11 protein-coding genes are annotated in these 13,481 nt (G+C 64.1%); 1 reads left to right on the top strand and 10 read right to left on the bottom strand.

The annotated features are described in order from the left end of the window. Window positions 1–11 precede the first annotated feature (11 nt). The gene (gene murG, locus VOI21_RS16755) at window positions 12–1,148 is read right to left on the bottom strand and encodes an undecaprenyldiphospho-muramoylpentapeptide beta-N-acetylglucosaminyltransferase (protein WP_323771092.1); all 1,137 of its coding nucleotides are present in this window, start codon (window positions 1,146–1,148) and stop codon (window positions 12–14) included. A gap of 100 nt (window positions 1,149–1,248) precedes the next feature. Next, on the bottom strand, window positions 1,249–2,415 hold the full coding sequence (locus VOI21_RS16750; protein ID WP_323771091.1) for a putative peptidoglycan glycosyltransferase FtsW: 1,167 nt from the start codon (window positions 2,413–2,415) through the stop codon (window positions 1,249–1,251). Window positions 2,416–2,613: 198 nt separating this feature from the next. Between VOI21_RS16750 and VOI21_RS16745 the strand changes: the two genes are divergently transcribed. Then, window positions 2,614–3,798, top strand: coding sequence for an NAD(P)/FAD-dependent oxidoreductase (locus tag VOI21_RS16745; RefSeq protein ID WP_323771090.1), 1,185 nt, complete (start codon window positions 2,614–2,616; stop codon window positions 3,796–3,798). Between the two features lie 9 nt (window positions 3,799–3,807). Here the strand turns inward: VOI21_RS16745 and murD are convergent, their stop codons facing one another. The 8 genes from murD to VOI21_RS16705 all read right to left on the bottom strand — a co-directional run bounded on the left by murD (window position 3,808) and on the right by VOI21_RS16705 (window position 12,962). Then, on the bottom strand, window positions 3,808–5,211 hold the full coding sequence (murD, locus tag VOI21_RS16740; RefSeq protein ID WP_323771089.1) for a UDP-N-acetylmuramoyl-L-alanine--D-glutamate ligase: 1,404 nt from the start codon (window positions 5,209–5,211) through the stop codon (window positions 3,808–3,810). Between the two features lie 62 nt (window positions 5,212–5,273). Then, window positions 5,274–6,356: a phospho-N-acetylmuramoyl-pentapeptide-transferase gene (mraY, locus tag VOI21_RS16735; protein WP_323771088.1), complete on the bottom strand. Its 1,083-nt coding sequence runs from the start codon at window positions 6,354–6,356 to the stop codon at window positions 5,274–5,276. 14 nt (window positions 6,357–6,370) lie between these two features. Further along, window positions 6,371–7,813: a UDP-N-acetylmuramoyl-tripeptide--D-alanyl-D-alanine ligase gene (locus VOI21_RS16730; protein ID WP_323771087.1), complete on the bottom strand. Its 1,443-nt coding sequence runs from the start codon at window positions 7,811–7,813 to the stop codon at window positions 6,371–6,373. Beyond that, complete coding sequence (locus tag VOI21_RS16725) at window positions 7,810–9,303, bottom strand: UDP-N-acetylmuramoyl-L-alanyl-D-glutamate--2,6-diaminopimelate ligase (protein WP_323771086.1); 1,494 nt, start codon at window positions 9,301–9,303, stop codon at window positions 7,810–7,812. Before VOI21_RS16725 ends, VOI21_RS16730 begins: the two co-directional genes overlap by 4 nt. A 67-nt stretch (window positions 9,304–9,370) precedes the next feature. Further along, complete coding sequence (locus VOI21_RS16720) at window positions 9,371–11,170, bottom strand: penicillin-binding protein 2 (RefSeq protein ID WP_323771085.1); 1,800 nt, start codon at window positions 11,168–11,170, stop codon at window positions 9,371–9,373. Beyond that, window positions 11,167–11,514, bottom strand: coding sequence for a cell division protein FtsL (gene ftsL, locus VOI21_RS16715; RefSeq protein ID WP_323771084.1), 348 nt, complete (start codon window positions 11,512–11,514; stop codon window positions 11,167–11,169). The genes VOI21_RS16720 and ftsL overlap by 4 nt, the downstream gene beginning before the upstream one ends. A 2-nt stretch (window positions 11,515–11,516) precedes the next feature. After that, window positions 11,517–12,509 (bottom strand): 16S rRNA (cytosine(1402)-N(4))-methyltransferase RsmH, encoded by a 993-nt coding sequence (gene rsmH / locus VOI21_RS16710; protein ID WP_323771083.1) that lies wholly within the window; start codon window positions 12,507–12,509, stop codon window positions 11,517–11,519. Continuing rightward, window positions 12,510–12,962, bottom strand: a complete 453-nt coding sequence (locus VOI21_RS16705; protein ID WP_323771082.1) for a cell division/cell wall cluster transcriptional repressor MraZ — start codon at window positions 12,960–12,962, stop codon at window positions 12,510–12,512. Between the last annotated feature and the right edge of the window lie 519 nt (window positions 12,963–13,481).

The raw sequence follows: 13,481 nt of genomic DNA, 5'->3' as shown, positions 1-13,481 counted from the left end.
AGGCGCCCCGCTCAATCCCCAAGTCCTTCATCTGCCGTGCCCTCTTCGTTTGTTGTTATGCCTGCCAGCTCTTCGACCAGCGCTGCCAAGTGGTCCGCTGCCTCGGGTTTGCCCACCCGCAGCGCCGCCTGTACCATCCGGATCGCGCCCTGTTCATTGCTCAGAACCGCCTGTATCGCCTCTGTCAGGGTCTCGATGGTCAGCTTGCTTTCCGGAATGCGGATGGCCGCGCCTTCGTCCACCAGCGCCTGGGCGTTGGCCATCTGGTGATCGCCCGTCGCATGCGGATAGGGGATCAGGATGCTGGGCCGCCCGATCACCGCGATATCCGCGACAGAGGACGCGCCAGAGCGCGAGATCACCAATTGCGCCTCGCTCATCCGGGCAGGCACATCGTGAAAGAACGGTTGCACATCCGCGTCCAGCCCGTGTTCCGCGTAGTAGGTCGCCACGCGCAACTCATCCTCGTCCCGCGCCTGATGGCTGACCCGCAGGTTGCCGACCATCTCCAGCGGCAGCGCAGCAATCGCGGGCGGCACGATGTCGGACAACGTCCGCGCCCCCTGAGAGCCGCCGATCACAAGGATCGACATCGGATAGGGACCGGGGGCGATATAGCCCGCCCCGGCACGTTCCCGCACCGTCATGCGGACAGGGTTGCCGGTGTGGATACCGTCCACCCCCTCGGGCAGATCGGTGGGCCATGTGCCGCAGGCCATCACGTCGACCTTGGCGGCGAACCATGTGTTCACTTTGCCCAGAACGCCGTTCTGTTCATGGATCATGCGCGGCAGTTTCAACAGCCAGGCCGCCGTCAGCGCCGGCACGCTGGGATAGCCGCCAAAGCCGACCACAACGTCGGGCCGGTCCCGCCGCATCGCGAAGATCGCCGACAGCACCCCCGAGGCCAGCCGGAAAGGCACCATCGCCTTGGCCAGCACCCCGCCCCTGTCAAAGGTCGCAGAGGCAACCGTCTCTATTTCGACCCCGTCCGGAAAGGCACCGGTGTAGCGCGCGCCGCGCTGGTCCGTCGACAGCTTTACCCGCCAGCCGCGTGCCAGCATGATTTCCGCAAGGGCCTGCGCAGGGAACATATGTCCACCTGTGCCGCCCGCCGCCATCACCAGCAAAGGCTTGCGCTCGCCCATTTACCCAACTCCGTACCCGATTTACGCGCGGATATATCATCCGCAGGTCCCCGTCCATGACAAGGGGAAGACCGGCAGGTTCCTGCCCATACCTTGGGTGTCACCGCGCCCGTCCGCGCAGGATGTCACGGATTTCGCCCTGCGGCCGCGACCGGGTAAAGGCCAGCAACATCCCCACCGCGATGCCGCCCGCGATCAGAGACGAGCCGCCGTAGCTGACAAAGGGCAGCGTCATGCCCTTGGCGGGCAGCAGTCGCACCGCAACGCCCATGTTGATCATCGCCTGTACGCCAAACATCGCGGCAAGGCCGGTGCCCGCCAGCCGGATAAAGGGATCACGCTCGCGCATCAGCCGGATCAGGCTGCGCATCACGATGGCCGCGTACAGCGTCAGGATCACCAGAACCATCAGCAGCCCGTATTCCTCGGCCGCGACGGCGATGATGAAATCCGTATGCGCGTCCGGCAGGCTCCACTTCACCTGCCCCTCACCGACACCGACGCCGAAAAAGCCGCCCTCGCGGATGGCGTTTTCGGCGTAGCCCAACTGGGAAGTCGGATCGACTTCGGGGTTCAGGAACCCGTCAAATCGGCGCTGAAAATGCTCGGACGAGTTGTAGGCCACCATGCCGCCCAACACGACCAGCCCCGCCAGCCCCACCAGCAACAGCATCGGCGCGCCGCCGACAAACCACATGACGCCCCAGCCAAACAGGACAAGCGCTGCCTGCCCAAAGTCCGGTTGAAACGCCAGCATCATCACGATGGAGAACATGATGACAAAGGAATACATCCGCCCCGGAGGGCCGCTTATCTCTTGTCCTGCGGCCATCAGCCATGCGGTCATGATCACAAACAGTGGCTTGAGAAATTCAGACGGCTGCACGCTGGCGAACCCAAGGCTGTACCACCGCACCGCCCCCTTGCCGAAATCCGTGCCGAACACCGGCAACAGCGCCAGCGACACGAAGGCCGCAAAAAACCCCATCACCGCCAGACGCCGCACCATCACCGGCCCCATCATCGAGGTCAGCACCATGGCAATCATCGCCAGACCGCCAAAGAACGCCTGCCGCTGGACATAGTAAAACGGCGGCAACCCGATGCGTTCCGCCAGCGGCGGCGAGGCCGCCAGACCCAGCAAAAGCCCCACACCGAACAGCATGAAAATGCAGGACAAGGTCCACTTGTCCACCGTCCGCCACCACTTGGGCAACACAGGCTCGCCACCCTTAACGGGCACCGTGCCATAAACCATCTCTGTCATCTGAACACCGCTACTGCCTCGGATCGCCCGGTTTTCCGGGTCTAGCGGTTAGTGTAGCGCAGAATTCCGGGTCACGCCAAAGGAATCCGGGGGCGGAGAGGCCGGTGTGCCCGCGCGGCCACGTTGACGCGCCTTTTTGTCCAGTCGACACCTCGCTGTCCTCTGGCCTTTTCCGGGGTTTGTGCCTACGTCCCGCCCATGTTTGTCAACACCCTGATCCTCGGCGCAGGCGCCGCCGGACTGATGGCCGCCGCCCATGCGGGGCCGGATGTTCTGGTCATCGACCACGCCAAAGCCCCCGGCGAAAAGATCCGCATCTCTGGTGGCGGGCGCTGCAATTTCACTAACATGTATTGCGACGCCAACAGTTTTTTGTCCGGGAACCCGCATTTCGCCAAATCCGCCCTTGCCCGCTATACGCAGTGGGATTTCATCGAACTGGTCGACCGCTACGGCATCGCATGGCACGAAAAGACGTTGGGTCAGTTGTTCTGCGACGGGAAGTCCACCCAGATCGTCGATATGCTGTTGAAAGAGATGGAAAAGGCCGGTGCGCGCCTCTGGCTGCGTACCGATATCAAGGACATCCGCCACGCCGAAGGCCGGTTTGTCACCCGTGTCGAGAAAGAGGGGCAAGAGGTTGAAATCACTTCTCGAAACCTGATTCTCGCCACCGGCGGCAAATCCATCCCCAAGATGGGGGCCACCGGCATCGCCTACGACATCGCCCAGCAGTTTGGCCATGAGATGACCGAGGTCCGCCCGGCACTGGTGCCCCTCACCTTTGGCGACCGCTTTGCACCGCTGGCCGGGGTCGCAACCAACACACTGGTGTCAAACGACAAAGCCAGCTTTCCAGAGGCGATGCTGTTCACCCATCGCGGCCTGTCCGGCCCCGCGATCCTGCAAATCTCCAGCTACTGGCACGAGGGCGAAGAGATCGCCGTCAACCTGCTGCCAGAGGTGGACCTGCCCGCCCTTCTCAAGGACAAGCGCCAGACCGATGGCAAACGCGCTTTGACCGTTGAACTGGGTGCCCATTTGCCCGCGCGACTTGTCAGCTTTCTCGGGCAGGAGATTGATCTAAAAGGCAATATCGCCGACCTGTCTGACACGCGCATCGACCAGTTGACAGAGGCGCTGACGGCGTGGCGGCTCAAACCCAGCGGGTCAGAGGGGTATCGCACCGCCGAGGTGACCCTTGGCGGCGTATCGACCACGGGGATCGACTCCAAGTCTCTGATGTCAAAGCACCTTCCCGGCCTCTACGTGATCGGTGAGGCGGTCGACGTGACCGGCTGGCTGGGCGGGTACAACTTTCAATGGGCCTGGGCCTCTGGCATGGCCGCAGCGCGCGACATCCAAAGCCGCGCAACCGGTTGAAACCGCGCCTTATTTCGCGCCTGTCGCGGCGTTGACGCAGGCGATGAAATCCTCCCCGCGTTTCTCGAAACTGTCATATTGGTCGAAACTCGCCGCCGCCGGGGCCAGCAGGACCACCTCTCCCGGTTCTGCATCGGCACTGGCGCGGGCCACCGCCGTCGCCATGTCGCCGCAGATTTCTGTCGCGACTCCGGGCAGTTGCAGCGCAAAGCTTTCAGGCTCTCGGCCAATGACGTAGGCCTTGAGCACATGGTCCAGCGCGGGCTGCATTGCCGCCAGCCCGCCCTCTTTCATCAACCCGCCACAGACCCAGCGCACCTTCGGGAACGCCAGCAAGGCCTTCAGCGCCGAATCCACATTTGTCGCTTTGGAATCATTGACATAGGTGACGCCTCGGGACTCTGCCACGCGCTGACTGCGGTGCGGCAGACCGGCAAAACTGTGCATCGCCGCCTCGATGTCACGCGGCGCCAGACCAAGGCTCCGGCACGCCGCGTAGGCGGCACAGGCGTTCTGATGGTTGTGCGCACCGGGCAGGCCCGCCACCTCGCGCAGATCGACCGCCCCGACCTGCCGCCCCTTGCGCCACTCTGACAAAAACCCTTTGCGGGCAAAGACATACCACCCCGGGCCAGCCAGCTTCTGGCCGCTGGACACCCGGATCACCCGGTCATCCGCGCGCCCCTCTGACAGTTGACCGGCCAGATACAGCCCCTCGACCTCATCGACACCGATTACGGCGCGGTCTGGCCCGCCTTCGGCGAACAGCCGCCGCTTGGCCGCGAAATAGCCGCCAAGGCCCGCGTGCCGATCAAGGTGATCTGCGGAAAAGTTCGTGAAGACAGCCACATCCGGCGTCAGGCTGCGCGCCAGATCGGTCTGATAGCTGGACAGTTCCAGTACCACCACGCCGCCATCCCCCGGCGGGTCGATGTCCAGCACGCCGCGCCCGATATTGCCCGCCAACTGGCTTTCGCGGCCAGCGGTGGTCAGGATGTGGTGGATCAGCGCCGAGGTGGTGGATTTGCCGTTCGACCCGGTCACCGCGATCACCTTGGGCGGCTGGTCATACATGTCCCAATCGCCGCCAAGGCTCTGAAAGAAAAGCCCGATGTCATTGTCCACCGGCACACCGGCGCGCAAAGCCGCCAGGATGGCGGCGTTTGGTCGCGGGTATAGATGCGGGATGCCGGGTGAGGTGATCAGGCAGGCCACGTCGTCAAACGCCTCTGTCCGGTCCAGCCGCCGCGCCTCGAACCCGTCGGCCTCGGCCCGCGCACGAGCCGAATCCGTATCGTCCCAGACAACCACCTGCGCGCCACCCTCGCGCAGCGCACGCGCCGCCGACAGGCCGGATCGGCCCAGCCCCAGCACCGCGACCACGGCACCCTCGAACCCGCGAACAGGGATCATGACAGCTCTCCAATAAGGTCACAAAGGTGCGGCAAGCACCTGTCAAACAAACCGTTTCCGGCTTAGCGCACTTTCAGCGTGGCCAGCCCGATGATCGCAAGGATCAGCGAGATGATCCAGAACCGGATCACGATCGTCGGTTCGGCCCAGCCCTTTTTCTCATAGTGGTGATGGATCGGGGCCATCAGGAAGACACGCTTGCCGGTGCGTTTGAAATACAACACCTGAATGATGACCGACAGGGCCTCGACCACAAACAGCCCGCCAACGATGGCCAGCACGATCTCGTGCTTGGTGGCCACAGCGATGGCCCCCAGTGCACCCCCCAGCGCCAGCGACCCGGTGTCGCCCATGAACACCGCCGCCGGGGGGGCGTTGTACCACAGGAACCCCAGACCGCCGCCGACAACGCCTGCGGCAAAGATCAGGATTTCGCCGGTGCCGGGCACGTAGTGCACGTCCAGATATTCGGTGAAGTCGACGCGGCCCACAGCGTAGGCGATCACGCCCAGCGTCGACGTGGCGATCATCACCGGCATGATGGCCAGCCCGTCCAGCCCGTCAGTCAGGTTCACGGCATTGGCCGCGCCCACGATCACGATCATCGCGAAGGGGACGAAAAAGTAGCTGAGATAAACCAGCGTGTCCTTGAAGATCGGAAAGGCCACCCGGTAAGACAGGTCGTCGGGATGATAGGCCGCAGCCCAGAACCCGGCGATGCCCGCGATGACAAATCCCAGCAAAAGCCGCACCTTACCGGACACGCCTGCGGTGTTCTGCTTGCTCACCTTGGCGTAATCGTCGGCAAAACCGATGGCCGCATAGGCAATCGTCACAAACAGCACCATCCAGACAAACGGGTTGTCCAGCCGTGCCCAAAGCAAGGTCGAGGTGACAAGCGCGCCGATGATCAGAAGACCGCCCATCGTCGGCGTTCCCGCCTTGGCAAAATGCCCCTCGGGGCCGTCGTCGCGGATCGGCTGGCCCTTGCCCTGCCGCTTGCGCAGCACGTTGATCAGCGGCTGGCCAAAGATAAAGCCAAAGATCAGCGCCGTCAGAAAGGCACCGCCCGCCCTGAAGGTGATGTAGCGAAACAGGTTAAAGGCGTCGCCGCCGTCACTGAACTCTGTCAGCCAGAATAGCATGGCCCTCGTCCTTCCTAGCCTTCCAGATCCGGTGTCGCTTGGCGCAATTTGCGGATGGCGTCAACCACGCGCCCCACCCCCATCGAGAGCGAGCCTTTGGCCAACACAACGTCACCCGCGTCCAGATCGCGCGCGACGCGTTCGGCCATCTTGTCGGCGGTGTCGGTCCAGTGGCCGCGCTTGGACGGTGGCAGATCGCGCCACAGGTGCTGCATCAGCGGGCCGATGCAATGCACGGTGTCGATACGCTCCAGCGCGGGGTTCTGCGCAATGATGCGATGCAGGGCCACTTCGCTGCGGCCCAGTTCCTTCATGTCGCCCAGATAGGCAATCCGGCGGCCATGGGCGACGCGGCCTACCCCGTGCCGGGGCTCCGCTGCGGCCAGCACCTCCAGCGAAGCTGCCAGCGAGGCGGGATTGGCGTTATAGGCATCGTCGATCAGCTCGACGCTGATGCGGGCATCTACCGGGTCCAGCGCGATCTTTTCGCGTTGGCCGCGCCCGGCACCTGCCTCCCACTGGCCCAGCGCCATGACCGACAGCGCCGGATCAAGGCCCAGCGCATCGGACACCGCCAGCGCACCCATGGCATTGACGGCAAAATGCCGCCCCGGGGCCATGACCTTGAACAATCGAGTCTCAACCCCTGCCCGGCCTACGGCAACGGTACAGGAATCGCGCACAGAGACCCGGTACAGACGGTATTGGTTACAGGCCTTCTCGCCAAAGCTGACGGCAAAGCGGCGGCCCTCGTCGGCCTTTTGCCGCAGGATGGGGCTGACCGGCAGATCGCCGTTGAAGATGGCGGTGCCATAGGGTTCCAGACCGTCAAAGATCGCGGCCTTTTCGCGTGCGATGCCCTCGATGCTGTCAAAGGCCGCAAGGTGCGCGGGGGCCACAATCGTGATCAGCGCCACATGCGGCCGCGCCAGACGCGCCAGCGGCGCGATCTCACCGGGATGGTTCATGCCGATCTCGATCACGGCAAAATCCACGTCTTGCGGCATCCGCGCAAGCGTCAGCGGCACACCCCAGTGGTTATTATAGCTTTTCTCGGCGGCATGGACGCGCCCCTGCGCCGCCAGAACCGTGCGCAGCATTTCCTTGGTCGAGGTCTTGCCGACCGAGCCTGTCACCGCCACGACCCGGGCGCGGGTGCGGGCGCGCGCGGCCTCACCCAAGGCTTCAAGACCGGCCTGCACATCGTTGACGATCAACAGCGGCGCGGTGTTGTCCACACCCTCGGGAACGCGGCTGACCAAAGCCGCCGCCGCGCCCTTGTCCAGCGCCTGTTTGACGAAATCATGCCCGTCGCGCTCTGCCTTCAACGCGACAAACAAATCGCCCGCTTTCAGAGTCCGCGTGTCAATCGACACACCCGTTGCGGTCCAGTCGCAGGGGGTGCTGCCGCCGGTGGCGGCCACCGCCTCGGCGGAGGTCCACAAAGGCGCGCTCATAGCCCCTTCCCGTCCAGCGCCGCCACCGCGATGCTGGCCTGCTCCACGTCGTCGAAAGGATAGACCGTATCGCCAACGACCTGCCCGGTCTCATGCCCCTTGCCGCAGATCAGCAGCGCGTCGCCGGGGCCAAGCCCGTCCACGCCGCGCAGGATCGCCTCGGCCCGGTCGGCCACTTCCAGTGCCTCGGGCGCGCCCTGCATCACCGCCGCGCGGATCAGGGCGGGGTCCTCGGAGCGCGGGTTGTCATCGGTGACGATCACGCTGTCCGCGTTTTCCGTGGCGGCCATGCCCATCAGCGGGCGTTTGCCCCGGTCCCGGTCGCCGCCCGCGCCAACCACGGCAATCAGCCGCCCCATCACATGCGGGCGCAGCGCCTTGCAGGCGGTCGCCACAGCATCTGGGGTATGGGCGTAATCGACAAAGATCGCCGCGCCGTTGTCACGCTTGGCCGCCAGTTGCATCCGTCCACGCACCGTCCCCAGCAAGGGCAGCACGTCAAAGACATCCTCCGGGTCGCCACCGCAGGCAATCACCAGCCCCGCCGCGACCAGAATGTTTTCCGCCTGAAAGCCGCCGATCAGGCCAAGGCGTTCCTGCCGCACGGTGCCTTCAAAACTCAGCCGGATTTCCTGCCCGGTGGCGTCAAAGCGCTGCGCCTCAAGGCACAGATCCGCCGCCTCGCGGCCCACGGTGATCACCTCTTGGCCGCGTGCCCGCGCGATGGCCAGCATGTCCACGCCACGCGGATCGTCGATGTTGATTACCGCCACGCCGTCGTCGGGCAGCACCCGCGCGAAAAGCCCCGCCTTGGCGGCGAAATACTCGTCAAAGCTTTCGTGGTAGTCCAGATGATCCTGCGTGAAATTGGTGAACCCGGCCGCCGCCAGCGTTACCCCGTCCAACCGCCGCTGCGCCAAGCCGTGGCTTGAGGCCTCCATCGCCGCATGGGTCACGCCGGATTCTGCCGCCCCTGCCAGCACCCGGTGCAGGGTGATCGGCTCTGGCGTGGTGTGTTTCAGCGGTGTCTGCCAATCGCCCTCGACCCCGGTGGTGCCGATATTGACCGCCCGCAGCCCAAGTTCCTGCCAGATCTGGCGGGTAAAGCTGGCGACCGATGTCTTGCCGTTGGTGCCGGTCACCGCCACCACCGTATCGGGCTGTGACCCGAACCACAGCGCGGAGGTATAGGCCAGCGCCTGACGCGGATCTTCGGCAATCACCAGTGCCGCGTCCGATGCCGCCAGCTCTGCCTCGGCGATCTTTGCGCCCGCCGCGTCGGTCAGCACCGCCGCCGCCCCCATGCGCAAGGCGAACTGGATGAACTCGCCGCCATGCACCCGCGTGCCGGGCAACGCGGCAAACAGGAATCCCGCGCGCACTTCGCGGCTGTCCACCGCAAGGCCCGTCACCGACACCTCTCGTCCGCCGCGCGCGGTCAGGCCCAGTTGGGACAGGCTTTTGGTCAGGATGCTGCGTTCAGACGCCATGTTTCATTCGCCCCCCGGCTGTCGTTCTGGCCCTGCGCCAAGGCAGGTGGCCCCGCGCCGACGCGGCCTAGTCAGAGGCCGTCGTCAACGTTTTCACCTGCCCCGTATCATACTCAGGACGCAAGTCCAGAAGCGGCGCAATCCGCGTGATCATCTCGGCGGCGACCGGCACTGCCGTCCAGCCGGCGGTGCGGCGCGGTGTTGACCCCGAGGTCTCGACCGGCTCATCCAGCATCACCACCAGCGCATAGCGCGGTGCATCGGTAGGGAACAAAGCCGCGAAAGTCGCGATCACCTTGTCCTTGTGATAGCCGCTGCCTTTTTCCTTGGGCTTTTCCGCCGTTCCGGTCTTTCCGCCAACGCGGTAGCCGGGCACCTCGGCGAAAGACGCGGTGCCCTTCTTGTCGCTCACGACCTTGCGCAGCATCGTGCGTGCCTGTGCCGCAACGTCATCGCTCAACAGCTTGTCCCCCATGCGGGGGCCATCCTGTTTCAACAACGTCGGCTGCACCACATGCCCGCCATTGCCCAGCATCGCATAGCCAGCCGCCAGATGCAGCGGCGAGACAGAGATCCCGTGCCCATAAGAGATCGTAACCGCCGACAGATCGGTCCACCGCTCGGGGATCAGAGGCTTGGCGCGCTTTGCCTCGACAATTTCCAGCCCCGCAGGGTCGAACATGCCAAGGTTGCCATAGAATTCCTTTTGCCGACCCCGACCAATCGCCATGACCAGCTTGGCCGTGCCCCGGTTGGAACTGCGCACGATCACGTCCTCGACCGACAGCTTGCCATAGTTCTTGCCCTGAAACTCGCCCACCTTGAACCCCAGCACTTCGTAGGGCGGAGAGGTGTCGATCACCGTCTGCGGATTGACCAACCCCAGTTGCAGCGCCTGCGCGGCGGTGAATATCTTGAAGGTAGAGCCAAGCTCATACAGCCCCTGAACGGCGCGGTTGAACAATGGACTGTCGCCCGCCTTTTCGCCTGCAATCGGCACACGCGGGCGGTCATTGGGGTCAAAGTCGGGCAGTGAAGCGATGGCGATCACCTCACCCGTATGGACATCCATCAGCACGCTGGCCGCACCTTTGGCATTCAGCAGCTTCATGCCCGCATCCAGCACCTCTTCGGTGGCGGCCTGCACCGAAAGGTCCAGCGACAGCGTCAGCGGCACGCCCTGCCGGGCGGGATCGCGCATTTCCTCGTCAAAGAACTTTTCGATGCCCGCCGTGCCGATGACCTCGGCCGCATGGACACCTTCGTCGCCAAAGCTGGCCCCGCCCAGAACATGGGCCGCCAGCGCGCCGTTGGGATACAGCCGCATCTCTCGCGGGCCGAACAACAGCCCCGGTTCGCCGATGTCATGCACGGCCTGCAACTGCTCGGGGCTCAGTTTCTTCTTTACCCACAGGAACTTGGTCTTGGGGTTGGTAAAGCGGGCGGTCAGCTTGTCCGCGTCGAGATCGGGAAAGATCGCCGCCAGTTCCTGCGCCGCGCGCACCGGATCGACCATCCGGTTCGGGTGCGCATACAGGCTGTGGGTCGACATGTTGGTCGCCAGAATGCGGCCATGCCGGTCGGTGATATCCGCCCGCGTCGCGATGATCGAGGCCCCGGTGGCCTGCGCGCGCGGCTCTGCCGGTTCAGAGGCCGACAGCATCCCCATGCGCGCGCCAACCACGCCATAGGCACAAACAAACAAGGCCGCCAGCACCAGCAGACGGCCTTCGGCGCGCAGCCGCAGCCGGTCGCGGATCTCTTCATGCCGCAGCCTGCGGTTCTCGCGCTCGATGACGTCGGGGTTCTCGCCCTTCTGGCGGGCCTCAAGGATGCGCGCCAGCGGGCGCAGCGGCGTGCGGGTCATGGGTTTGTCGCTCCGGCAGAGGTGACGTCGACGGGTTTGGTGATGTCCAGAACCACGGGCTGCGGATAAGCCACCTGATCAATGCGGCCAAACTGATCCGGGCGCAGCGGCAACAGGCCCAACCGGTCAAAGTTCAACTCGGCCAGATCGCGCAGCCGGTCGGGCCGGTTCAGATAGGCCCATTCCGCGCGCAGGATCGCCAGACGTTCGCGCGCCGCCCCGATCTCGCGGTGCAGGTCCTCGACATTGTCCAGTTCCGCCTTGGTGCGGTAGTTTTCGTAGTAGGCCCAATAGCCGGAGGTGATGACGGCCATGGCGGCAAGCAGGAACAGAACGCTGCGCATTTTCATCTTCTCCTTGGTGACTGTTTCATCATCGGCATCGACAGTTCCGCCGCCTCGACCGGGCGCGCGGCGATCTCTGTCCGCCGCCCGACCCGCAGCTTGGCGGACCGGGACCGCGGGTTCTCTGCCAGTTCCTCGGCATCCGGCCCCACGGCCTTGCGCGTCAGCACCGTAAAAGGGTCCGTCGCCTCGTGGGTCTGGTCGCCGTAGCGGTTCACATGGGTTTTCTTGTCGCCGTGCAGTTGGAAAAAGCGTTTCACCATCCGGTCCTCGACCGAATGAAAGGTCACAACCGCCAGATACCCGCCGGGTTTCAGCACCCGCTCAGCGGCCATAAGTCCTTGCCACAGCGCGTCATATTCTCCGTTCACGGCAATCCGCAGCGCCTGAAAGCTGCGGGTGGCCGCATGGGCCTGTCCCGGTTTCGTGCGTCCAAGCACCCGTTCGATCAACTCGGCCAGCGGCAAAGTCCGGTCAAAGGGGCGATCCTGCACAATGGCGCGGGCGATCCGGCGCGATTGCCGCTCTTCGCCATAGATGAACAGGATATTGGCCAGTTCGGCCTCCTCAACGGAATTGACAAGCTCCGCCGCCGTCGGCCCCTCTTGCCCCATCCGCATGTCCAGCGGCCCGTCCTTCATGAAGGAAAAGCCGCGCTCGGCCCGGTCCAGCTGCATCGAGGACACGCCCAGATCCAGCACCACGCCATCCACGGCCTCGGCCGCCTTGTCCATCTGTGCGAAATTGCCTTGCCACAACGCCAGTCGGTCGCCGTACTCCGCGCCCCAGTCGCGCGCCATCTCATGCGCCAGCGGATCGCGGTCGATGCCGATCACCTTGTCGGCCCCGGCCTCAAGCAATCCTCGCGCATAGCCGCCCGCGCCCAGCGTACCGTCGATCCAGACGCCTGTGACCGGCGCCACCGCCGCCAACAGCGGGCGCAACAGCACCGGAACATGGGGTGCGCCGCCCTTTTGCGCCGCAGGATCGCTCACTCAGACCTCCTCGGCTTCGTCCAGCCATTCCATCGGGTCCTCAGGAAGATCTTCCATCAGATCGTCTTCATCAACGGCATCCGTCGGCACGTAGCGGTCCGCGCTCCAGATCTGGAACGTGTTCAGGTTCGCCACGGCATATGTCTCGCCCGTAATGCCGTAACGCGCGCGCAGCTTGGCGGGGATCACGATGCGCCCGGTTTCATCGACCACGGCATTCACCGATCCCGACGAATAGATCCGCGACAACATCTTTTTGCGCGGCCCGGCCTTCATCGCGTCGATCCGGTTTTCAAGCCGCTCCATCGCGTCTACCGTCATGCATTCAAGGTATTCGTTGGTCGGGTGGCCGTAGACCATGACAAAGCTTGGGTTGGTGTGATCCTTGGAGGTCGGATCCCAGTCCGGGTCGCCTGCTTCAAGGACACGGCGAAAATCGGCCGGAATGGACATCCGACCTTTTCCATCGACCTTAAGTCGAGACTCGCCTCTGAACCTCAGCCTGCGGCTCACTGCCCTCGGCCCCTTCAATCCCCCGATTTGAAACGAAATACGGCGGGTTGATCAGCTGCCATTGATCAACCCGCCGCTGGACCCGCTATGCGGGTGTCTCCGACTGCGCGCGCCACCTGGGGGGATGTCTGCTCGCCCGCGCGCCGGATCCTTGTGTCACGATGAGAGCGTGCGCCTGTATGAAACCTGCTCTTGTTATTATTTGAGTTCAGTGCCGGGTCTTGGATGCCCTTGCTGCCGTTCTCATCGTGTGGACTATGGATGCCATGGGAAGGAATGGTATTCAATAGTTTTTTGTGGGAAACCACTCATCCGAGCGGTAGCCAGCCCCATAAAATTAGGGCAAAATCCCTTCAGGATGACGAAATCCGGGCAAACCTAGCGAACAGCCCGCCGCGCGCACACAAGATATAGACGAACCCATGGCCGAGAAAAAAATCGCATCAGAGCCCAGAAAAA

Origin of the sequence: Antarctobacter sp. (assembly GCF_034670325.1) — a bacterium.
In the GTDB taxonomy this organism is placed as follows: domain Bacteria; phylum Pseudomonadota; class Alphaproteobacteria; order Rhodobacterales; family Rhodobacteraceae; genus Antarctobacter.
The sequence above is the reverse complement of the archived record's forward strand: the minus strand, read 5'-3'. Positions and strand labels throughout refer to the sequence as shown.

What these genes read in the sequence shown, in the direction of transcription:
- murG (WP_323771092.1), bottom strand. Translation starts at nt 1,148, where the DNA reads ATGGGCGAGCGCAAGCCTTTGCTGGTGATGGCGGCGGGCGGCACAGGT.
- VOI21_RS16750 (WP_323771091.1), bottom strand. Translation starts at nt 2,415, where the DNA reads ATGACAGAGATGGTTTATGGCACGGTGCCCGTTAAGGGTGGCGAGCCT.
- VOI21_RS16745 (WP_323771090.1), top strand. Translation starts at nt 2,614, where the DNA reads ATGTTTGTCAACACCCTGATCCTCGGCGCAGGCGCCGCCGGACTGATG.
- murD (WP_323771089.1), bottom strand. Translation starts at nt 5,211, where the DNA reads ATGATCCCTGTTCGCGGGTTCGAGGGTGCCGTGGTCGCGGTGCTGGGG.
- mraY (WP_323771088.1), bottom strand. Translation starts at nt 6,356, where the DNA reads ATGCTATTCTGGCTGACAGAGTTCAGTGACGGCGGCGACGCCTTTAAC.
- VOI21_RS16730 (WP_323771087.1), bottom strand. Translation starts at nt 7,813, where the DNA reads ATGAGCGCGCCTTTGTGGACCTCCGCCGAGGCGGTGGCCGCCACCGGC.
- VOI21_RS16725 (WP_323771086.1), bottom strand. Translation starts at nt 9,303, where the DNA reads ATGGCGTCTGAACGCAGCATCCTGACCAAAAGCCTGTCCCAACTGGGC.
- VOI21_RS16720 (WP_323771085.1), bottom strand. Translation starts at nt 11,170, where the DNA reads ATGACCCGCACGCCGCTGCGCCCGCTGGCGCGCATCCTTGAGGCCCGC.
- ftsL (WP_323771084.1), bottom strand. Translation starts at nt 11,514, where the DNA reads ATGCGCAGCGTTCTGTTCCTGCTTGCCGCCATGGCCGTCATCACCTCC.
- VOI21_RS16705 (WP_323771082.1), bottom strand. Translation starts at nt 12,962, where the DNA reads ATGTCCATTCCGGCCGATTTTCGCCGTGTCCTTGAAGCAGGCGACCCG.